Annotated in this window: 16 protein-coding genes; 10 read left to right on the plus strand and 6 right to left on the minus strand. The window is 52.6% G+C overall.

Annotation, left to right across the window (positions count from 1 at the left end; all coding sequences use genetic code 11):
• Window positions 1–129: 129 nt before the first annotated feature.
• The 4 genes from metA (at window position 130) to aceK (ending at window position 6,248) form a co-directional block, all read left to right on the plus strand.
• Complete coding sequence (metA, locus tag SBG_RS19120) at window positions 130–1,059, plus strand: homoserine O-succinyltransferase MetA (protein WP_001122769.1); 930 nt, start codon at window positions 130–132, stop codon at window positions 1,057–1,059.
• A 268-nt stretch (window positions 1,060–1,327) separates the two neighbouring features.
• The gene (gene aceB, locus SBG_RS19125) at window positions 1,328–2,929 is read left to right on the plus strand and encodes a malate synthase A (protein ID WP_001075630.1); all 1,602 of its coding nucleotides are present in this window, start codon (window positions 1,328–1,330) and stop codon (window positions 2,927–2,929) included.
• Window positions 2,930–3,085: 156 nt separating this feature from the next.
• Window positions 3,086–4,390 (plus strand): isocitrate lyase, encoded by a 1,305-nt coding sequence (gene aceA / locus SBG_RS19130; protein ID WP_015703090.1) that lies wholly within the window; start codon window positions 3,086–3,088, stop codon window positions 4,388–4,390.
• Between the two features lie 106 nt (window positions 4,391–4,496).
• Window positions 4,497–6,248, plus strand: coding sequence for a bifunctional isocitrate dehydrogenase kinase/phosphatase (gene aceK, locus SBG_RS19135; RefSeq protein ID WP_001137279.1), 1,752 nt, complete (start codon window positions 4,497–4,499; stop codon window positions 6,246–6,248).
• Here the strand turns inward: aceK and SBG_RS19140 are convergent.
• Both SBG_RS19140 and iclR read right to left on the minus strand, forming a co-directional pair.
• Window positions 6,212–6,619: an ASCH domain-containing protein gene (locus SBG_RS19140; protein WP_077909631.1), complete on the minus strand. Its 408-nt coding sequence runs from the start codon at window positions 6,617–6,619 to the stop codon at window positions 6,212–6,214. The genes aceK and SBG_RS19140 overlap by 37 nt on opposite strands.
• Window positions 6,620–6,629: 10 nt before the next feature.
• Window positions 6,630–7,454, minus strand: coding sequence for a glyoxylate bypass operon transcriptional repressor IclR (gene iclR / locus SBG_RS19145; RefSeq protein WP_000226426.1), 825 nt, complete (start codon window positions 7,452–7,454; stop codon window positions 6,630–6,632).
• 298 nt (window positions 7,455–7,752) lie between these two features.
• Here iclR and metH point away from each other — a divergent pair, with 298 nt between their 5' ends.
• Both metH and SBG_RS19155 read left to right on the plus strand, forming a co-directional pair.
• Window positions 7,753–11,436 (plus strand): methionine synthase, encoded by a 3,684-nt coding sequence (gene metH, locus SBG_RS19150; RefSeq protein WP_000096074.1) that lies wholly within the window; start codon window positions 7,753–7,755, stop codon window positions 11,434–11,436.
• A 232-nt stretch (window positions 11,437–11,668) separates the two neighbouring features.
• On the plus strand, window positions 11,669–13,300 hold the full coding sequence (locus tag SBG_RS19155) for a Na/Pi cotransporter family protein (RefSeq protein WP_000956806.1): 1,632 nt from the start codon (window positions 11,669–11,671) through the stop codon (window positions 13,298–13,300).
• A 135-nt stretch (window positions 13,301–13,435) separates the two neighbouring features.
• Here SBG_RS19155 and pepE read toward each other — a convergent pair whose 3' ends face one another.
• A complete protein-coding gene (pepE, locus tag SBG_RS19160; protein ID WP_000421801.1) occupies window positions 13,436–14,125 on the minus strand; it encodes a dipeptidase PepE in 690 nt (229 codons plus the stop codon).
• Window positions 14,126–14,347: 222 nt separating this feature from the next.
• On the opposite strand from pepE, the gene SBG_RS19165 reads away from it, so the two are divergent.
• The 3 genes from SBG_RS19165 to rluF are packed head-to-tail and all read left to right on the plus strand — an operon-like array spanning window position 14,348 to window position 16,325.
• Window positions 14,348–14,830: a cold-shock protein gene (locus SBG_RS19165; protein WP_001251236.1), complete on the plus strand. Its 483-nt coding sequence runs from the start codon at window positions 14,348–14,350 to the stop codon at window positions 14,828–14,830.
• 33 nt (window positions 14,831–14,863) lie between these two features.
• On the plus strand, window positions 14,864–15,403 hold the full coding sequence (locus tag SBG_RS19170) for a DUF2058 domain-containing protein (protein ID WP_000164233.1): 540 nt from the start codon (window positions 14,864–14,866) through the stop codon (window positions 15,401–15,403).
• 49 nt (window positions 15,404–15,452) lie between these two features.
• Window positions 15,453–16,325: a 23S rRNA pseudouridine(2604) synthase RluF gene (rluF, locus tag SBG_RS19175; protein WP_000936342.1), complete on the plus strand. Its 873-nt coding sequence runs from the start codon at window positions 15,453–15,455 to the stop codon at window positions 16,323–16,325.
• Here rluF and SBG_RS19180 read toward each other — a convergent pair.
• The 3 genes from SBG_RS19180 to lysC all read right to left on the minus strand — a co-directional run bounded on the left by SBG_RS19180 (window position 16,322) and on the right by lysC (window position 19,177).
• Complete coding sequence (locus SBG_RS19180) at window positions 16,322–16,594, minus strand: DUF3811 domain-containing protein (RefSeq protein ID WP_001207628.1); 273 nt, start codon at window positions 16,592–16,594, stop codon at window positions 16,322–16,324. The genes rluF and SBG_RS19180 overlap by 4 nt on opposite strands.
• Window positions 16,595–16,691: 97 nt before the next feature.
• Window positions 16,692–17,633 (minus strand): ketopantoate/pantoate/pantothenate transporter PanS, encoded by a 942-nt coding sequence (gene panS, locus SBG_RS19185; RefSeq protein WP_000881653.1) that lies wholly within the window; start codon window positions 17,631–17,633, stop codon window positions 16,692–16,694.
• A gap of 194 nt (window positions 17,634–17,827) precedes the next feature.
• Window positions 17,828–19,177, minus strand: coding sequence for a lysine-sensitive aspartokinase 3 (gene lysC / locus SBG_RS19190; protein ID WP_000136004.1), 1,350 nt, complete (start codon window positions 19,175–19,177; stop codon window positions 17,828–17,830).
• A gap of 476 nt (window positions 19,178–19,653) precedes the next feature.
• Between lysC and pgi the strand changes: the two genes are divergently transcribed.
• Window positions 19,654–21,303 carry a glucose-6-phosphate isomerase gene (pgi, locus tag SBG_RS19195; RefSeq protein ID WP_000790023.1) on the plus strand — a complete coding sequence of 550 codons (1,650 nt, stop codon included), beginning with the start codon at window positions 19,654–19,656 and terminating at the stop codon, window positions 21,301–21,303.
• Window positions 21,304–21,672: the final 369 nt, after the last annotated feature.

The raw sequence follows: 21,672 nt of genomic DNA on the forward strand, positions 1-21,672 counted from the left end.
TCTAATGCAAATAACGTCTTGAAACTTTCTCACCTTTGTCTGCCAGGCTCGACATTAATGAATTTTCTCGGTATCTTCAGCTATCTGGATGTCTAAACGTTTAAACGTATGTTGTGAGGTTATCAGGTTATGCCGATTCGAGTGCTGGATGAGCTACCCGCCGTCAATTTCTTGCGTGAGGAAAATGTCTTTGTCATGACGACATCTCGTGCTTCTGGCCAGGAAATTCGTCCGTTGAAGGTACTTATCCTTAATCTGATGCCAAAGAAAATCGAAACTGAGAATCAGTTTCTCCGTTTGCTGTCTAACTCCCCACTGCAGGTTGATATTCAGCTATTGCGCATTGATGCTCGCGAATCGCGCAATACCCCCGCAGAGCATCTGAACAACTTCTACTGTAACTTTGACGAGATTTGCGATCAAAACTTTGATGGGCTTATTGTCACTGGCGCCCCGCTTGGCCTGGTAGAATTTAATGATGTCGCCTACTGGCCGCAAATCAGGCAGGTGCTGGAATGGGCAAAAGATCACGTTACCTCAACGCTATTTGTCTGTTGGGCGGTACAGGCGGCTCTCAATATCCTCTATGGTATTCCCAAACAAACCCGTACCGATAAACTTTCTGGCGTCTATGAACATCATATCCTTCAGCCGCACGCGTTGCTGACCCGTGGCTTTGATGATTCTTTCCTTGCGCCTCATTCGCGCTATGCGGACTTTCCGGCGGCTCTGATACGCGACTATACCGATCTTGAAATTCTGGCAGAGACGGAAGAGGGCGATGCTTATCTGTTTGCCAGTAAAGATAAGCGTATTGCCTTTGTGACCGGGCATCCTGAATATGATGCGCATACTTTGGCAAGCGAATATTTCCGTGATGTGGAAGCAGGGCTGTGCCCGGAGGTGCCGTATAACTACTTCCCGCAAAACGATCCGCGAAACAAACCGCAGGCCACCTGGCGTAGTCATGGCAATCTGCTGTTTACGAACTGGCTCAACTATTACGTTTACCAGATCACACCGTATGATCTACGTCACATGAATCCAACCTTAGATTAATCTTCTGACACTAACGATCCTTAAGCGTTTCAGCATGTTGAATCAGGCACCTTCGGGGGCCTTTTTTATTTCCGAAACACGCCTCACCAAGTGAAAAAACTTTATATTTATTGTTATCAACGAGTTGCGTAATTATATATTTAAAAATGGAAATTGTTTTTGATTTTGAAATTTAATTGAGTAGTCTTAGTTGTGCTGAACGAAAAGTACACAACGATCCTTCGTTCGCATTGGGGATGTAATCTGATCAATGACGAGGAGCTTTACGATGAATCAACAGGCAACGACAACTGATGCGTTAATCTTTACCAGGCCGCAAGGTGAGCTGGAGAAGCAGGTTCTGACTGCTGAAGCGGTAGAATTTCTGACGGAGCTGGTCACGCGCTTTGCGCCTAAACGTAATAAACTCCTTGCCGCCCGCATTCAACAGCAGCGGGACATCGATAATGGTAGATTGCCTGATTTTATTTCGGAAACTGCTTCCATTCGTAATGGCAACTGGACGATTCGCGGCATTCCTGAGGACTTACAGGATCGTCGGGTGGAGATTACCGGCCCGGTTGAACGGAAAATGGTAATTAATGCGCTCAATGCAAACGTAAAAGTCTTTATGGCCGATTTTGAAGATTCGCTGGCACCGGACTGGAACAAAGTCATTGACGGACAAATCAACCTGCGTGATGCAGTAAACGGCACCATTAGCTATACCAACGAAGCCGGAAAAATTTACCAGTTGAAACCCGATCCGGCGGTACTGATTTGCCGCGTTCGCGGCCTGCATCTACCGGAAAAACATGTCACCTGGCGCGGTGAGGCTATTCCCGGTAGTTTGTTTGATTTTGCGCTCTACTTTTTCCACAACTACAAAAGCTTGCTGGCGAAAGGTAGCGGTCCATATTTCTATCTGCCGAAAACGCAGTCCTGGCAGGAAGCAGCCTGGTGGAGCGAAGTCTTCAGCTATGCCGAAGACCGCTTCAACCTGCCGCGCGGCACGATCAAAGCCACGCTGTTAATTGAAACGCTGCCCGCCGTGTTCCAGATGGACGAGATCTTGCACGCCCTGCGCGATCATATTGTGGGTCTGAACTGTGGTCGCTGGGATTACATCTTCAGCTATATCAAGACATTGAAAAACTATCCGGATCGCGTCCTGCCGGACCGGCAGGTGGTAACGATGGACAAACCGTTTCTTAGTGCCTACTCACGCCTGCTGATCAAAACCTGCCATAAACGTGGTGCTTTTGCGATGGGCGGCATGGCAGCCTTTATTCCGAGCAAAGACGCAGAACGCAACGCCCAGGTACTGAACAAAGTGAAGGCGGATAAATCCCTGGAAGCGAATAACGGTCATGACGGTACGTGGATTGCGCATCCCGGACTGGCGGATACTGCGATGGCTGTCTTTAACGAGGTGCTGGGTAACAACAGGAACCAACTGTTCGTCACACGCGATGAAGATGCGCCGATTACTGCTGAGCAGCTACTGGAACCGTGTGAAGGCGAACGTACAGAAGCCGGAATGCGCGCCAACATTCGTGTGGCAGTACAGTACATTGAAGCATGGATCTCCGGCAATGGCTGTGTACCGATTTACGGTCTGATGGAAGATGCCGCGACGGCGGAAATCTCACGAACCTCTATTTGGCAGTGGATTCACCATGAGAAAACACTGAGCAACGGTAAGCCAGTGACTAAAGCGCTGTTCCGCGACATGCTGGCGGAAGAGATGCGGGTAATTCAGGACGAACTGGGCGAGCACCGCTACAGTAGCGGGCGCTTCGACGATGCCGCGCGCCTGATGGAACAGATCACCACCTCTGACGAGTTAATTGATTTCCTGACCTTGCCAGGCTACCGCCTGCTGGCATAAATGCCCAGGCTATTTTGTTCGCCATTTTGGCCCGGGGCAGTGCTCAAAATCCTCACGTACTATAAGTACGCTCCGGTTTTTGCGCGGCTTCCCGTGCCCAAACTGCCTTCACCAATAACGCCTGGGAAGCCAGGCAATAATATGGAGCATCTGCACATGAAAACCCGTACACAACAAATCGAAGAATTACAGAAAGAATGGACCCAACCGCGCTGGGAAGGCATTACCCGCCCGTATAGCGCGGAGGATGTGGTGAAGTTACGTGGCTCGGTCAACCCGGAATGCACGCTGGCGCAGCTCGGTGCCGCTAAAATGTGGCGTCTGCTGCACGGTGAAGCCAAAAAAGGATATGTTAACAGCCTCGGCGCGCTGACCGGCGGTCAGGCGCTACAGCAGGCGAAAGCCGGTATTGAAGCAGTATATCTGTCAGGCTGGCAGGTAGCGGCGGATGCCAACCTCGCCTCCAGCATGTACCCGGATCAATCGTTGTACCCGGCGAACTCTGTACCGGCGGTGGTGGATCGGATCAACAATACGTTCCGTCGTGCGGATCAGATCCAGTGGTCCAGCGGCATTGAGCCGAACGATCCGCGTTATGTGGATTACTTCCTGCCGATCGTCGCTGATGCCGAAGCGGGTTTTGGCGGCGTGCTGAACGCCTTCGAACTGATGAAATCGATGATTGAGGCCGGTGCAGCGGCGGTACACTTCGAAGATCAGCTTGCGTCGGTGAAAAAATGCGGACACATGGGTGGTAAAGTGCTGGTGCCAACGCAGGAAGCCATTCAGAAGCTGGTTGCCGCGCGTCTGGCAGCCGATGTGATGGGCGTCCCGACGCTGTTGGTGGCCCGTACTGATGCCGATGCAGCGGATCTGATTACTTCTGATTGCGACCCATACGACAGTGACTTTATCACTGGAGAGCGTACCAGTGAGGGCTTTTACCGTACCCAGGCAGGTATTGAGCAGGCGATCAGCCGTGGCCTGGCGTATGCGCCGTATGCCGACCTGGTGTGGTGTGAAACCTCCACGCCGGATCTGACGTTGGCACAACGCTTTGCCGATGCTATTCACGCGAAATATCCAGGCAAATTGTTGGCCTACAACTGCTCACCGTCGTTTAACTGGCAGAAGAATCTGGATGATAAAACCATTGCCAGCTTCCAGCAGCAGTTGTCGGATATGGGGTACAAGTATCAGTTTATCACCCTGGCTGGCATTCACAGCATGTGGTTCAACATGTTTGACCTGGCGCACGCGTATGCCCAGGGCGAGGGGATGAAGCACTACGTTGAGAAAGTCCAGCAGCCAGAGTTCGCGGCTGGGAAAGAAGGCTACACCTTCGTCTCTCACCAACAGGAAGTCGGAACGGGTTACTTTGATAAGGTGACTACCATTATTCAGGGCGGCGCCTCTTCCGTCACCGCACTGACCGGTTCGACCGAAGAATCACAGTTCTGATCAATGCTGATGCCCGGTGGCGCTGCACTTACCGGGCCTACAAATCGTAGGCCGGATAAGGCGGTAGCCGCTATCCGGCAACATCCGCTTTGCATGAGGGAAGGCGATGCCGCGTGGCCTGGAATTACTGATTGCACAAACCATTCTGCAAGGCTTTGATGCGCAGTATGGGCGATTTCTTGAAGTGACCTCCGGCGCGCAGCAGCGTTTTGAACAGGCCGACTGGCACGCCGTCCAGCAGGCGATGAAAAGCCGTATCCACCTCTACGATCATCATGTCGGTCTGGTAGTGGAGCAATTACGCTGTATTACCGATGGTAAAAGTACTGATGCGGATTTTTTATTACGCGTCAAAGAACATTACACCCGTTTGTTGCCGGATTACCCGCGCTTCGAGATTGCGGAGAGCTTTTTTAACTCCGTCTATTGCCGGTTATTTGACCACCGCTCATTAACGCCTGAGCGGTTATTTATTTTCAGCTCACAGCCGGAGCGGCGTTTCCGTACCATTCCGCGTCCGCTGGCAAAAGACTTCTTTCCTGAACAGGGCTGGGAACCGTTATTGGTGCGGATACTTAGCGACCTCCCGTTACGTCTGCCCTGGCAAAATAAAAGCCGTGATATTCATTATATCATCGCTCATCTGACGGAAACTTTTGGCGCGGAGGGGCTGCCTCGCTGTCATTTGCAGGTGACGAACGAATTGTTTTATCGTAACAAGGCTGCCTGGCTGGTGGGCAAATTCATCACCCCAGACGGTACGCTGCCATTTTTATTACCGATTCATCGTACCGATGAAGGCGAGCTGTTTGTTGATACCTGCCTGACAACTACCGCCGAAGCCAGCATTGTGTTTGGCTTTGCCCGCTCTTATTTTATGGTGTACGCGCCTCTGCCTGCCGCCCTGGTTGAATGGCTGCGTGAAATTCTGCCTGGTAAAACTACCGCCGAGCTCTATATGGCGATTGGCTGCCAGAAACATGCCAAAACCGAAAGCTACCGCGAATATTTAGGTTATCTGGCTAACAGTGATGAAAAATTTATTGAGGCTCCCGGTATCCGCGGCATGGTGATGCTGGTATTTACCCTACCGGGATTCGATCGGGTATTTAAAATCATCAAAGATAAGTTCGCGCCGCAAAAAGAGGTATCTGCCGCCCACGTTCGCGCCTGCTATCAGCTGGTTAAAGAACACGATCGCGTCGGACGTATGGCGGATACCCAGGAGTTTGAGAATTTTGTGTTAGATAAACAGCGAATCGATCCGGCGTTAATGGCGCTTTTGCAGCAAGAAGCGCCTGAGAAAATTACCGATCTTGGGGAACAAATTGCCATTCGTCATCTCTATATTGAACGCCGGATGGTACCGCTCAATATCTGGCTTGAGCAAGCTGAAGGACAGCAGTTACGGGACGCGATTGAGGAGTACGGTAATGCGATTCGTCAGCTCGCCGCTGCCAATATTTTCCCCGGCGATATGCTGTTTAAAAACTTTGGTGTCACTCGTCATGGGCGCGTAGTGTTCTACGACTACGATGAAATTTGCTATATGACGGAGGTGCATTTTCGCGACATTCCGCCAGCACGTTACCCGGAAGATGAGCTGGCCTGCGAACCGTGGTACAGCGTTTCGCCGGGCGACGTCTTCCCGGAGGAGTTCCGGCACTGGCTGTGCGCCGACCCGCGTATCGGGCCGCTGTTTGAGGAGATGCACGCCGATCTGTTTCGCGCCGATTACTGGCGCGGCCTGCAGACACGCATCAAAAACGGTCACGTAGAAGATGTTTATGCCTATCGCCGCCGCCAGCGTTTTAGCGTGCGCTACGGTGCGATCTCGACTACGGTAAACTCTTCGTAAACCAACTCCATTTCCGGGGACCAATTACCTTCGCGCTCAAAAAAAGCGCGGTGCGCCGCTTGCCAGTACGTCAGGCTGAGATCCCCTTCGCCTTCCAGTGCGGCGAGATCGGCACTCATCTCGTTAAAGCGGATCAACCTGAGCGACAGCGTGCGTATGACGCATACGGCGTCGCCTGCGCCGTTGAGCACAATGTGATATGCTCCAGGTGTGACGGGGGGCTGCTCTTTCTGATAGCTGGCCAGTGAACTGCAGGTGCCGCGCTTTTTACCGGCGACCACCAACGCCGCCAGTTCGTCGGCCAACGCCGGCGAATCACCGAAAGACCAGCATAAAGACTGTGGGTATTTCTCCTGCCAGTATAATTTCAGACTGCTCATGTCAGCGAAGCCCACCGTATGCCAGCGTCACCTCTTTCGCCGCTTTAATTACCATCGCGCCGAACTCGGTGACGCGATCGTCGGTAATGCGTGAGCACGGCCCGGAAATAGAGATGGCCGCAAAGGGTTCTCGATGCTCGTCATAGATACACGATGCCACGCAACGCAGGCCGAGCGCATGTTCTTCGTCGTCAAAGGAGTAGCCGCGCTTGCGTGTCTGAGCAAGGTCATCTTTCAGATGGAAAGGCGATACCAGCGTCGCGTGGGTATAAGCGTGTAGCCCCTTGCGGTGCAGCAAGCTGGTGACCTGTTCCTCGCTGAGCTGCGATAAAAACGCCTTGCCCGCCCCGGACGCATGCATCGGCAGTTTACCGCCAATCGGCGCGGACATGCGCATCAACTGGGTACACTGAACCTGGTCAATAATAATCGCCTGATGATCGCTTTGGTCCAATACCGCCAGATTGACCGTCTCGCCGGAATCTTCCATCAGTTGACGTAAGATGGGATGCACAATCGCCAGCAGATTACGGCTTTGCAAAAAGCTACTGCCGACGATAAATGCGTGCGCGCCGATCGCCCAGTGACCCAGGTCGCCGACCTGACGGACAAAGCCCTGCTGCTGCATGGTGGTCAGGAGCCGATGAGTGGTGGAATTAGGTAACCCTGCCTGCTGAGCCAGTTCGGTCAGCGCTACGCTGCCGTTGGATTCCGCAATCCACTCCAGCAATTTCAGACCACGGGTTAAAGACTGAACCTGTCCGGCTGCGGGCGCAGTGGCAGCGGCGGGTTTTCTACCGCGTTTCGCGGGAACGGGGGCAACCATGGCAGACTCCTTTTCTGTATCGTGGAAATCATTTTCGTTTTATTCAATTATAATGCAAGAGTTCCTGTACTGATCGGATGAGTGATGCTGATAGCGCTTCGCTTATCCGGTCTATGCTAAAACTTGTTTGTAGATCGGATAAGGCGTTTGCGCCGCCATCCGACAAAATGAACGCGCAGAAAACCAGCAAGCTGAACATGTCTCATGTTGCCCGTTGTTTGCTTTTCCGCCATTAAGGTTTGTGCGAGTATGGTCCGTTGAGTGTTTTCGGTCTGGTTGAGCGTTGTCGGGAGCAAGTGTGAGCAGCAAAGTTGAGCAACTTCGTGCGCAGTTAAATGAACGTATTCTGGTTTTGGACGGTGGTATGGGTACCATGATCCAGAGCTATCGTCTTAGCGAGCAGGACTTTCGCGGCGAGCGCTTCGCCGACTGGCCCTGTGATCTGAAAGGTAACAACGACCTGTTGGTGCTCAGCAAGCCAGAGGTGATTGCGGCTATCCATAATGCTTACTTTGAAGCCGGCGCGGATATTATTGAAACTAACACTTTCAACTCCACGACTATTGCCATGGCGGATTACCAGATGGAATCGCTGTCGGCAGAAATCAACTTTGCAGCCGCGAAGCTGGCCCGGGCCTGTGCTGATGAGTGGACAGCGCGCACGCCGGATAAGCCGCGCTATGTGGCGGGTGTGCTCGGGCCAACAAACCGTACGGCCTCCATCTCGCCGGACGTCAACGATCCGGCGTACCGGAATATCACTTTCGATCAGCTGGTGGCCGCCTACCGTGAATCCACCAAAGCGCTGGTGGAAGGCGGCAGCGACCTTATCCTGATCGAAACGGTCTTCGATACACTCAATGCAAAAGCCGCTATTTTTGCGGTAAAAGCCGAGTTCGAGGCGCTGGGCGTCGAACTGCCGATCATGATCTCCGGCACCATCACCGATGCGTCTGGCCGCACGCTTTCCGGCCAGACTACCGAAGCCTTTTATAACTCCCTGCGCCATGCCGACGCACTGACCTTCGGTCTGAACTGTGCGCTGGGGCCGGATGAGCTGCGTCAGTACGTTCAGGAACTGTCGCGGATTGCCGAATGCTATGTTACCGCGCACCCGAACGCCGGGCTGCCTAACGCTTTTGGGGAGTATGATCTGGACGCCGATACCATGGCGAAACAGATTCGCGAATGGGCGCAGGCCGGTTTTCTCAATATCGTCGGCGGCTGCTGCGGCACCACGCCGCAACATATCGCCGCCATGAGCCGCGCAGTCGAAGGTCTGCCGCCGCGCAAGCTGCCGGATATCCCGGTCGCCTGCCGCCTTTCCGGCCTGGAACCGCTGAACATTGGCGATGACAGCCTGTTTGTTAACGTTGGCGAACGTACCAACGTCACCGGCTCGGCCAAATTTAAACGGTTGATCAAAGAAGAGAAATACAGCGAAGCGCTGGACGTCGCTCGCCAGCAGGTAGAAAGCGGCGCGCAGATTATCGATATCAATATGGATGAGGGGATGCTCGACGCCGAAGCGGCGATGGTGCGCTTCCTCAACCTGATCGCCGGTGAGCCGGACATTGCCCGCGTACCGATCATGATCGACTCCTCGAAATGGGAAGTTATCGAAAAAGGGCTGAAGTGCATTCAGGGTAAAGGCATCGTTAACTCCATCTCGATGAAAGAGGGCGTGGAGGCCTTTATTCATCATGCGAAGTTGCTGCGTCGCTACGGTGCAGCTGTGGTAGTGATGGCCTTTGATGAGCAGGGCCAGGCCGATACCCGCGCGCGTAAAATCGAGATTTGCCGTCGGGCGTACAGGATCTTAACCGAAGAGGTGGGTTTCCCGCCGGAAGACATCATCTTCGATCCGAACATCTTTGCCGTGGCGACGGGTATTGAGGAACACAACAACTACGCGCAGGACTTTATCGGTGCCTGCGAAGATATTAAACGCGAGCTGCCGCACGCGCTGATTTCCGGTGGTGTCTCCAACGTGTCGTTCTCGTTCCGTGGTAACGATCCGGTGCGTGAGGCCATTCACGCCGTGTTCCTGTACTACGCGATTCGTAACGGTATGGATATGGGGATCGTCAACGCCGGGCAACTGGCCATTTATGACGATCTGCCTGCCGGGTTGCGCGACGCGGTGGAGGATGTGATTCTCAACCGCCGCGATGACGCTACCGAACGACTGCTGGATCTTGCTGAGCAGTATCGCGGCAGTAAGGCCGATGATTCGACGAATGCTCAGCAGGCAGAGTGGCGTAGCTGGGCGGTCAATAAGCGTCTTGAATACTCGTTGGTGAAAGGGATTACCGAGTTTATTGAGCAGGATACCGAAGAAGCCCGCCAGCAGGCCGCTCGCCCGATAGAGGTGATTGAAGGCCCGCTGATGGACGGTATGAACGTGGTCGGCGACCTGTTTGGCGAAGGCAAAATGTTCCTGCCGCAGGTAGTGAAATCCGCGCGCGTGATGAAGCAGGCGGTAGCGTATCTTGAGCCGTTTATTGAAGCCAGCAAAGAGCAGGGCTCCAGCAACGGTAAAATGGTGATCGCCACCGTGAAGGGCGACGTACATGACATCGGCAAAAATATTGTCGGCGTGGTGTTGCAGTGTAATAACTACGAAATTATCGATCTTGGCGTAATGGTGCCCGCAGAGAAAATCCTTAAAACCGCCAAAGAGGTCAATGCGGATTTGATCGGCCTTTCAGGGCTGATAACCCCGTCGCTCGATGAAATGGTGAACGTGGCGAAAGAGATGGAGCGCCAGGGCTTTACCATTCCGCTGCTGATTGGCGGCGCGACCACCTCTAAAGCGCATACGGCAGTGAAAATCGAGCAGAACTACAGCGGTCCGACGGTTTATGTGCAGAACGCCTCGCGCACCGTTGGCGTGGTGGCCGCATTGTTGTCTGCCACCCAGCGCGATGATTTTGTTGCCCGTACCCGTAAAGAGTATGACACCGTGCGCATTCAGCACGCCCGTAAGAAGCCGCGCACCCCGCCAGTGACGCTGGAAGCGGCGCGTGATAACGATCTGGCGTTTGACTGGGCCAGCTACACGCCGCCCGTCGCGCATCGTTTGGGTGTACAGGAGGTTGAAGTCAGCATCGAAACGCTGCGTAACTATATCGACTGGACGCCCTTCTTTATGACCTGGTCACTGGCGGGGAAATATCCGCGCATTCTGGAAGATGACGTGGTGGGCGCTGAGGCGCAGCGTCTGTTTAAAGACGCCAACGACATGTTGGATAAACTTAGCGCCGAACGCACGCTGAATCCGCGTGGTGTGGTGGGCTTATTCCCGGCTAACCGTGTAGGTGACGACATCGAAATTTATCGCGATGAAACGCGAACCCACGTGCTGGCGGTGAGTCATCACCTGCGCCAGCAGACGGAAAAAGTCGGTTTCGCTAACTACTGCCTGTCCGATTTTGTGGCGCCGAAACTGTCCGGAAAAGCGGATTATATTGGGGCTTTCGCGGTGACCGGTGGCCTGGAGGAAGATGCGCTGGCAGAGGCGTTTGAAGCGCAGCATGATGATTACAACAAGATCATGGTGAAAGCGATTGCTGATCGGCTGGCGGAAGCCTTTGCGGAGTACCTGCATGAGCGTGTACGTAAGGTTTACTGGGGGTATGCGCCGAACGAGAGCCTCAGTAACGCAGAATTAATCCGCGAAAACTATCAGGGGATACGTCCGGCGCCGGGTTATCCAGCCTGCCCGGAGCACACCGAAAAAGGTACTATCTGGCAGTTGCTGGAGGTGGAAAAACACACCGGGATGAAACTCACCGAATCTTACGCCATGTGGCCAGGCGCGTCGGTATCCGGCTGGTACTTCAGCCATCCTGATAGTAAATACTTCGCGGTGGCGCAAATTCAGCGCGATCAAGTTACAGATTACGCCTTCCGTAAGGGAATGCGCGTTGAAGAGGTGGAGCGCTGGCTGGCACCTAACCTGGGTTACGACGCGGATTAATTTCTGAAACCGTCACTTTTCCTTACAACATGCAAGGCACTCATTGGGTGCCTTGTCTCTTTCTTACAATTAACCCCTTATACTGAGTGAAGACGGCGCGGTGTTGCTTGTCGGTACAGATTGTACTTATTGTAGGCGCTGATAAGCGCAGCGCCATCAGGCAGATCGGCAATGCATGCGTCGTCCCAACGAATTTCAGGAAAACGTATAACGATAAGGAGAACCTGACGCCGTGTTAACTTTGCTTCATTTACTTTCTGCCGTTGCTCTGTTGGTATGGGGAACACATATCGTGCGTACTGGCGTAATGCGCGTGTTTGGTGCGCGTTTGCGCACTGTCCTCAGCCGCAGCGTAGAAAAGAAACCGCTCGCCTTTTGTGCGGGTATCGGTGTGACTGCGTTGGTACAAAGCAGTAACGCCACCACCTTATTGGTAACATCGTTTGTCGCCCAGGATCTTGTCGCCCTGACGCCCGCCCTGGTGATTGTGCTGGGCGCCGACGTGGGAACCGCGCTGATGGCGCGTATACTCACCTTCGATTTATCCTGGCTGTCACCGCTGCTGATATTTATCGGCGTGATTTTCTTCCTTGGGCGTAAACAATCCCGGGCGGGACAACTTGGTCGCGTTGGTATCGGGCTTGGCCTGATTCTACTTGCGCTGGAGCTGATTGTGCAGGCGGTGACGCCGATCACTCAGGCTAATGGCGTCCAGGTGATTTTCGCGTCTCTGACGGGCGACATCATGCTGGATGCGTTAATTGGCGCAATGTTCGCCATTATCAGTTATTCCAGTCTGGCGGCAGTACTGCTGACAGCCACCCTGACGGCGGCGGGCATTATTTCGTTCCCGGTCGCGTTGTGTCTGGTTATCGGTGCCAATCTGGGATCGGGACTGCTGGCGATGCTCAATAACAGCGCCGCCAATGCTGCCGCGCGTCGCGTAGCGCTCGGTAGCCTGTTGTTCAAATTGATTGGCAGCCTGATCATCCTGCCGTTTGTTCATCCACTGGCGAATCTGATGGATGAATTGCCGTTACCGAAGTCAGAGCTGGTGATCTATTTCCACGTCTTTTACAACCTGGTGCGTTGTCTGGCGATGGTGCCCTTTGCCGAGCCGATGGCGCGTTTTTGTAAACGGATTATTCGTGATGAGCCTGAACTGGATACCCATCTGAAGCCGAAACATCTTGATGTCAGCGCGCTGGATACACCAACGCTGGCGCTGGCCAATGCTGCCCGTGAGGTGTTGCGCATTGGCGATGCGATGGAACAGATGATGGAAGGGCTAAAAAAAGTTATGCATGGCGAGCCGCGTGAAGAGAAAGCGCTGCGCAAGCTGGCGGATGACGTTAATGTCCTTTACACCGCGATTAAGCTTTATCTGGCGCGAATGCCAAAAGACGAGCTGGCGGCGGAGGAGTCCCGTCGTTGGGCGGAGATTATCGAAATGGCCCTGAACCTCGAACAGGCGTCGGATATTATTGAGCGAATGGGCAGCGAGATTGCTGACAAGTCGCTGGCGGCGCGGCGGGCGTTTTCAGAAGAAGGATTGAAAGAGCTGGATGCGCTTTACGATCAGTTGCTCAGTAATCTGCAACTGGCGATGTCGGTCTTTTTCTCCGGCGATGTCACCAGCGCCCGCCGGTTGCGTCGTAGTAAGCATCGTTTCCGTATTCTTAATCGCCGGTATTCACATGCGCATGTTGATCGTCTGCATCAGCAGAATGTGCAAAGCATTGAGACCAGTTCGCTCCATTTAGGGCTTCTGGGCGATATGAAGCGTCTTAACTCACTGTTCTGTTCGGTCGCCTATAGCGTACTGGAACAGCCGGATCAGGATGAGGAACGTGGCGATTATTGAGTGTCACGGAACGGTAGACCGGATAAGGCGTTGAACGCGTTATCCGGCAATAGGTTGTGCGTAGATCCGCCCGATGGCGCGACGCTTATCAGGTCTACCTGGGGCCGGTGATTACGCCAACTATGTGTTTATCACTTAGAACCGATGCCCGGCCTCCAGCGCAACCGCGTCTTCACCTGCTTTAAAGATGTACGTGGTGTTCGGGCCACCGAGAACCGCCTGGCCTTTGCTCACCTGAATCCAGTTGCCTTCCGGCAAACCAATTACTGTCAGTGCCGGCGAGACCACCAGCAGCTCGCGAATACGCTGCTCGCGGGTCTCGCCCTTATGACCTTCCGGCAAGGCATTAGTGAAGTGTGGATTAATTTGCAGCGGGAACAGATCAAGCGCGTCGAAACCGTTTGGATCGACGATCGGCATATCATTGGTGGTGCGGATAGTCGGACAGGCAAGATTGGCGCCTGCGCTCCAGCCAATGTATAGCGCGCCGCGTTTTACCACATCTGCCATCGGTGCCAACAAGCCGCGTTCACGTGATTCTTTCAGGAGCTGAAACGTGTTTCCGCCACCAACAATAATGATTTCCGCTTTCTCAATCGCCGCAAGCGGATCGACAACGCGATGAATCCCTGTGACGTTTATCCCTAATGGCGCAAGCACCTCTGCGGTTTTGTCTGCGTACTCATCCCAGGTTTGCGTAACGCCAGCAAAGGGAATAAACACCGCCGAGCGTCGACCATTCAACTGATTCGCTATCAGCGGCAGCGCGTGTTCCATCCAGGCTTTACCCGGCAGAGTTGAATTACTCAATAAAAGCAGTTCCATCATTTCTCCACGTCATCAAAAAATTACACTTTGTGCATAATCTAGCACTGGTAGCGTAACGTCTTACTGATGTGGCGCATAATGCGCGGCGGGTTATATGACCCTGTCTCGCCTGGCCAACATTTATCGTCCAGACTTAAACCAAAGGCATAGTCTGCGCAGGCGTTGTGCTTTACACTGCGCGCTGCAAAAATGCGTCGATAAAGAGTTAATCAGGTGGTAATGGCGATGAACGGAACGATCACAACATGGTTTAAAGATAAAGGTTTTGGATTTATCAAAGATGAAAATGGCGACAACCGTTACTTTCATGTGATTAAAGTCGCTAACCCGGATCTGATTAAAAAAGATGCGGCGGTTACTTTTGAACCGACCACTAACAGCAAAGGTTTGTCTGCGTATGCGGTGAAGGTGATCCCGGAAAGTAAATACATTTATATTGCCGGCGAGCGTCTGAAGCTGGCATCCATTAAGTCCTACCTTGTTTACAGCGAAGAAGTGCCGGTAGAAACGCGCATTGATAAAGAAAATACGGTGCTGTCGGTGGGCGTGCTGATGAACAGCATTCGGCCAAAAACAGCCGTTAAACCTGGTGAAATGCGTTCGTTGAAAAAGCTGGCTATCACCACTTTTCAGGGCACGACCTTAATTTTCTCGGAAGATGAAATCGATATTGATGCCACCGTGAAGCTGCTCAAAGTATAATTTCCCCACTATTCAACGGACTTAGAAACGAAAATGACTAAACTTACCCTACAAGAGCAACTGCTCAAGGCCGGGCTGGTAAACAGCAAAAAGATGGCCAAAGTACAAAGAACGGCGAAAAAATCGCGCGTGCAGGCGCGGGAGGCCAGAGCAGCAGTCGAAGAGAATAAAAAAGCGCAGCTTGAGCGCGATAAGCAGCTCAGCGAACAGCAAAAGCAGGCTGCTTTGTCAAAAGAATACAAAGCGCAGGTCAAACAGCTCATCGAGATGAACCGCATCGTGGTAGCTAAGGGCGATATCGGTTTTAACTTCACGGATAACAATCTCATCAAAAGAATCGACGTCGATAAGCTGACGCAAACGCAGTTGATTAATGGTCGTCTGGCGATTGCGCGTTTAGCGAATGAGAAAACCGGCGAGCATGAATATGCGATCATCCCCGCGAGCGTGGCCGACAAAATTGCCCAGCGAGACGCGGACAGCATTGTTTTAAACAGCGCATTGAGCCAGGAAGAGCAGGACGAAGACGATCCGTACGCTGATTTTAAAGTCCCTGACGATTTAATGTGGTAATAGGCATTACCGATGCGCTTTTGTAAGAAAATTTTTTCAGAGAACAACTATGCTGCCCGACTCATCTACCCGACTCAATAAATACATCAGTGAAAGCGGAATCTGCTCGCGTCGCGAGGCGGATCGCTTTATCGAACAAGGCAACGTTTTTATCAACGGCAAACGCGCCACGATTGGCGATCAGGTGAAGCTGGGCGACGTGGTGAAAGTTAACGGGCGGTTGATTGAGCCGCGAGAAGCGGATGATTTAGTGCTGATTGCGCTGAATAAACCGGTGGGTATCGTCAGTACCACGGAAGATGGTGAGCGCGATAACATCGTTGATTTCGTCAATCACAGTAAGCGTATCTTCCCGATTGGCCGACTGGATAAAGACTCTCAGGGACTGATCCTTTTAACCAATCACGGCGATCTGGTGAATAAAATTCTGCGTGCCGGTAACGATCACGAAAAAGAGTATCTGGTAACGGTGGATAAACCCATTACGGATGATTTTATTCGCGGTATGGGCGCTGGCGTGCCGATTCTCGGTACCGTCACTAAAAAATGTAAGGTGAAGAAAGAAGCGCCGTTTGTCTTTCGCATCACCCTGGTGCAGGGCTTAAACCGTCAGATCCGCCGTATGTGCGAGCATTTTGGCTACGAGGTTACAAAGCTGGAACGTACGCGCATTATGAACATCAGCCTGAGCGGGATTCCACTGGGCGAGTGGCGCGATCTGACGGATGATGAGCTGATCGATCTGTTTAAATTAATTGAGAACTCTTCTTCTGAAGCCAAACCAAAGGCGAAAGCGAAGCCGAAAACGGCAGGTATTAAGCGCCCGGTGGTGAAGATCGAAAAGAGCAATGAAAAACCTGCCCGACCGGCGGCGAACGGAAAACGTTTCACCGCGCCAGGGCGTAAAAAGAAAGGGCGTTAACGTCTGCCGCGTGTCGGCGTATTCGCCGACCAGGAGAATGACGCTTCCGTATCGGGTTTATAGGCCTGCTTTTTCTTCAACTGGCGGGCTTTTTTTGCCTCTGCTTCACGCAGCGCCATCAGCTTGTCGATGTACTCCTTTTTCACGCTATTGGTCTCAGAATTGGTCAGCGGACGACCATGCGCAATACGGGCGCGGTCCAGCAAGGTTTTGAGTTCCCGCTGTTCGCGTTCGGTCATCTCTTTTTGGGTAATGCGGGGGAGTGCCATACGGGTGCCCTCAGTTAGCCGATGCATTTAGTCTACGGCAATACGCAACGGGCGGATAGCGTGTAGGCCAGGTAAGCTTGCGCCACCCGGCAATATTTTAATTTTCCTTTACCGTTTCGCCCGTTTTTACCACAATCGGCTTTCCGGACCAGTATCCCGCCAGGAGTGACCCCGAGAGGTTATGCCATACCGAGAACAGTGCGCCAGGCAGGGCAGCGAGCGGACCAAAGTAGATTTTACCCAACGCAGCCGCCAGACCTGAGTTTTGCATCCCCACTTCAATTGCCAGCGTACGGCAGGTGGATTCATCAAAGCCGAACAAGCGTCCGCCCCAGTAACCGCCAAGCAGACCAAGCGTGTTGTGCAGGATAACCGCGATGATCACCATTACGCCGACAGAGGCGATATGCGAGGCGGAACCCGCCACCACCGCGCTGATGATAGCCAGAATGCACACCATTGAGAATGCCGGCAGATAAGGCTCTATCGCCTTCACCACGCGGGGGAAAAGATGATGAACCACCAGCCCCAGGGCTATCGGAATGACGACAATCTGCAGAATGCTCAATAGCATCCCCATCACATCGACCTGAATATCCGCATCGACATACAGTCGCGTCAGTAGCGGCGTGGCTACCACTCCCACCAGTGTGGAGACGGAAGAAATGGTGACTGAAAGCGCGACATCTCCTTTCGCTAAATAGATCATCACGTTAGACGCTGTACCGCTGGCTACGCTACCAACCAGCACCATCCCGGCGGAGAGTTCCGGCGGCATTTTAAACAGCAGCGCCAGTAGCCAGGCCGCGAGCGGCATCACCAAATAATGCAGGAATATCCCTGCGGCGACCGGGGCAGGGCGAGAGAGTACGCGTTTAAAGTCGTTGAGCGTAAGATGGACGCCCATACCGAACATAATCAACATCAATAGCGTGGTTACCCACGGACCGACAGGGGTAAAGGCGGATGGCGTGTAGTACGCGATAACAGAGAGCAGCAGCGCCCATAGCGGGAACAGCCGGGTAATGACGGCGAGCATGTTGTTTTCCTTGCAAGTATGTTGTGTTTGCTTGTTATAAACGGTCAAGATCGAGCCAGACCATAGCTATTGTTTATCGCGTGAAGGGGGATTATTCAAACAAATTATGCTCATGATCCGCGGGTTAGGTATTTGTATCGCCATCCGGCCAGGCACTGCCCGATGGCGTATACGCCAGTGTGGTGTCAGGACGATTATTCGAACAGGTTATGATGCAGTTTTTGCACCACCTGTTCGGCGTCCTCTCCTGGCACGAGGAAGCACAAATTGTGACTGGAGGCACCGTAACAAATCATGCGGATATTGAACGGTTCCAGTACGCCGAATACTTCTTTGCCGACGCCGCAGGCTTTTGACAGGTTGTTGCCAATCAGCGCGACCAGCGCCAGCCCTTCTTCTACTTCCACCCGACACAGTGCGGAGAGTTCCATCAATAAGGACTGTGTCAGCAATGTATCGCCCGTGGAGGTGGAGCCGGTAGTATCCAACGTCAGTGCGATACTGACTTCCGAAGTGGTGATCAAATCCACCGAAATATTATGCCGCGCCAGAATACCGAACACTTCCGCGAGAAACCCACGCGAGTGCAGCATATTCAGGCTGTGCAGCGTCAATAGTGTTTGATTGCGGCGTAGCGCCAGCGCGCGGAACAGCGGCGGGTTTGGGGTTTTATTGCATACCAGCGTACCGCCCGCTTGCGGATTTTTACTGGAGCCAACAAAGACCGGGATATCGCTTCGTACGGCAGGCAGCAGGGTAGCCGGGTGAAGCACTTTTGCGCCGAAGGTCGCCATCTCCGCCGCTTCTGCAAAAGCGATTTCATTGATCCGCTGCGCAACTGGCACCACGCGCGGGTCGGTGGTGTAAATACCCGGTACATCCGTCCAGATATCAACCCGCGCGGCATGGAGCGCCTCAGCCAGCAATGCTGCCGTATAGTCGCTGCCGCCGCGTCCTAACGTTGTGGTACGGCCTTTGCCTTCACTACCGATAAAGCCCTGGGTGATCACCAGCCCCTCATTCAGACGCGGGACTAACTGCTGTGCGGCCAGCTCCGCAAGCAGTGTGACGTCCGGTTCCGCACGACCAAAGCGATCGTTGGTTCGCATCACTTTGCGGACGTCGAACCACTGAGCCTGCACGTCACGTTCGCGCAGGAGTTCAACAAACAGCAGGGTAGACATGAGCTCGCCGTGACTGACCAGTTCATCGGTCAACGCCGCTGATGTCGCCAGCGATGCCGCCTCTGCCAGAATCGTGATATTTTCCAGCAGGCGTTCGATCTCTTCGCGAATGACATTTGGATGACGCAGACGCTCAAGGATATCGAACTGGATTTTACGAATGGCGTCGAGCTTCACGAAGCGTTCTTCGGGTTCCAGCCCTTCGGCCAGCGCCACCAGCAGGTTTGTGATACCAGCAGAAGCGGAAAGCACGACTAAACGAACCTTCGTGTTGGAAAGCACTACATCGGCGCTACGGTTCATGGCGTCAAAATCAGCAACGCTGGTGCCGCCAAATTTGGAAACAATAATCTCTGTCATATTGACCTCGTGTCAGGAAATGAAAAACGCGACCATGGCACAAGGGCAGAACAGAAACCGGTGCAGGCGCAAATGCAAGTGACGTATTTATAAATAAAAGTTGTGGCCTGGACTGTCAACGTCGGGATTATGCGGATTTTTTATGCTGAGTTTAGGCTCAGTAACAGCGCTTATAACAACGATACCCGTCATACTTCGAATGGCAGGTATGTTGGCGACGTTCACTCACCCCGGCCACAGAGTGAGCTATGTTCCCGGGGGCTCACTTGCTTGCCGGGTTACTTGCCCTGCTGGGCCAACGCAAACGCGGTTCAGGGCACAAGTGCCTTGTCCTGCACTCCAAATTATTTAGGGTATATACTTTTTATCCTCATTCGGCAGTGCCTGGGGCAACGGCACTAAAACAATCACACTTTTCTGTGACTGGCGTTACAATCGATTCCAGTCACAATTCTCAAATCAGAAGAGTATTGCTAATGAAAAACATCAATCCAACGCAGACTTCTGCCTGGCAGGCGCTCCAGAAACATTACGATGAAATGAAAGATGTCACGATCGCTGAGCTTTTTGCGAAAGATAGCGACCGTTTTGCGAAGTTTTCCGCAACTTTTGACGATCTGATGCTGGTGGATTTCTCCAAAAACCGCATCACCGAAGAGACGCTGGCAAAACTACAGGATCTGGCGAAAGAGACCGATCTGGCTGGCGCTATCAAATCAATGTTCTCCGGTGAGAAGATCAACCGCACCGAAGATCGCGCGGTGCTACACGTTGCGCTGCGGAACCGTAGCAATACCCCAATTCTGGTTGATGGTAAAGACGTGATGCCAGAAGTGAATGCCGTACTGGAGAAGATGAAAACGTTCTCTGAAGCGATTATCTCCGGTAGCTGGAAAGGTTACACCGGCAAAGCGATTACCGACGTGGTGAACATCGGTATCGGCGGCTCTGACCTTGGTCCGTTCATGGTGACTGAAGCGCTGCGCCCGTACAAAAACCATCTGAATATGCACTTTGTTTCGAACGTAGATGGGACTCACATCGCCGAAGTGCTGAAAAAAGTGAACCCGGAAACGACTCTGTTCCTGGTGGCGTCCAAAACCTTTACCACTCAGGAAACGATGACTAACGCCCACAGCGCGCGCGACTGGTTCCTGAAAACCGCAGGCGATGAAAAACACGTCGCGAAACATTTTGCCGCGCTTTCGACGAACGCCAAAGCGGTGGGCGAATTTGGTATCGACACGGCTAATATGTTTGAGTTCTGGGACTGGGTAGGTGGCCGTTACTCACTGTGGTCTGCCATCGGTCTGTCTATCATTCTATCCGTTGGCTTCGACAATTTTGTTGAGCTACTCTCCGGCGCGCACGCGATGGACAAGCACTTCTCTACGACCCCGGCGGAGAAAAACCTGCCCGTTCTGCTGGCATTGATCGGTATCTGGTACAACAACTTCTTCGGCGCGGAAACCGAAGCCATTCTGCCGTACGACCAGTATATGCACCGTTTTGCCGCCTACTTCCAGCAAGGCAATATGGAGTCCAACGGCAAATACGTTGATCGTAACGGTAATGCCGTGGATTACCAGACGGGCCCCATCATCTGGGGCGAGCCGGGTACTAACGGTCAGCATGCGTTTTATCAACTCATTCATCAGGGCACCAAAATGGTTCCTTGCGACTTTATCGCCCCGGCGATCACCCATAACCCGCTATCCGATCATCATCAGAAGCTGCTGTCTAACTTCTTTGCGCAAACCGAAGCGCTGGCGTTCGGTAAATCCCGCGAAGTGGTTGAGCAGGAATATCGTGATCAGGGTAAAGATCCAGCGCAGCTTGAGCATGTTATTCCATTCAAAGTGTTTGAAGGCAACCGTCCCACTAACTCCATTTTACTGCGCGAAATTACACCGTTCAGCCTGGGAGCGCTGATTGCGCTGTATGAGCACAAAATCTTTACTCAGGGCGCGATCCTGAACATCTTCACCTTTGACCAGTGGGGCGTTGAGTTGGGTAAACAGCTGGCGAACCGCATTCTGCCGGAGCTGGGTGATGATAAAGAAATCAGCAGCCACGATAGTTCCACTAACGGCTTGATTAACCGTTATAAATCCTGGCGCGCCTGAAGGGATAGGCTCTAAGTTGCTGGCGACGCCATCCGGCAATAACGAAGTAAAAAAGCCGATATTATTATCGGCTTTTTTATCAGAATTTTTATTTTCATCTAAATACTTAATTGAGCTTAATCCTAAATTAATTCACTCAATGGGAACGTGTTTCTTATATTTTCAGACTTTACGGATATTGAATTTTCATTTATATATTTTAACTAGCTGATTTTTATAATTAATTTTTTCATATTATAATAAATAATCTCTCCATTTCTAATTATCCTAAATTCCCGGGATGAATAATTTGCACTGTTCGGCTTGTGTATACTCGGTAGCGCCCGAAATTCTTTCGGGTAAATCTCCATTCATGCAATGAAGGGAAAT

This window comes from Salmonella bongori NCTC 12419 (assembly GCF_000252995.1).
In the GTDB taxonomy this organism is placed as follows: Bacteria; Pseudomonadota; Gammaproteobacteria; order Enterobacterales; family Enterobacteriaceae; genus Salmonella; species Salmonella bongori.

Coding starts and splice junctions, on each gene's coding strand:
- metA (WP_001122769.1), top strand. CDS start 130: ATGCCGATTCGAGTGCTGGATGAGCTACCCGCCGTCAATTTCTTGCGT.
- aceB (WP_001075630.1), top strand. CDS start 1,328: ATGAATCAACAGGCAACGACAACTGATGCGTTAATCTTTACCAGGCCG.
- aceA (WP_015703090.1), top strand. CDS start 3,086: ATGAAAACCCGTACACAACAAATCGAAGAATTACAGAAAGAATGGACC.
- aceK (WP_001137279.1), top strand. CDS start 4,497: ATGCCGCGTGGCCTGGAATTACTGATTGCACAAACCATTCTGCAAGGC.
- iclR (WP_000226426.1), bottom strand. CDS start 7,454: ATGGTTGCCCCCGTTCCCGCGAAACGCGGTAGAAAACCCGCCGCTGCC.
- pepE (WP_000421801.1), bottom strand. CDS start 14,125: ATGGAACTGCTTTTATTGAGTAATTCAACTCTGCCGGGTAAAGCCTGG.
- SBG_RS19165 (WP_001251236.1), top strand. CDS start 14,348: ATGGCGATGAACGGAACGATCACAACATGGTTTAAAGATAAAGGTTTT.
- SBG_RS19170 (WP_000164233.1), top strand. CDS start 14,864: ATGACTAAACTTACCCTACAAGAGCAACTGCTCAAGGCCGGGCTGGTA.
- rluF (WP_000936342.1), top strand. CDS start 15,453: ATGCTGCCCGACTCATCTACCCGACTCAATAAATACATCAGTGAAAGC.
- SBG_RS19180 (WP_001207628.1), bottom strand. CDS start 16,594: ATGGCACTCCCCCGCATTACCCAAAAAGAGATGACCGAACGCGAACAG.
- panS (WP_000881653.1), bottom strand. CDS start 17,633: ATGCTCGCCGTCATTACCCGGCTGTTCCCGCTATGGGCGCTGCTGCTC.
- lysC (WP_000136004.1), bottom strand. CDS start 19,177: ATGACAGAGATTATTGTTTCCAAATTTGGCGGCACCAGCGTTGCTGAT.
- pgi (WP_000790023.1), top strand. CDS start 19,654: ATGAAAAACATCAATCCAACGCAGACTTCTGCCTGGCAGGCGCTCCAG.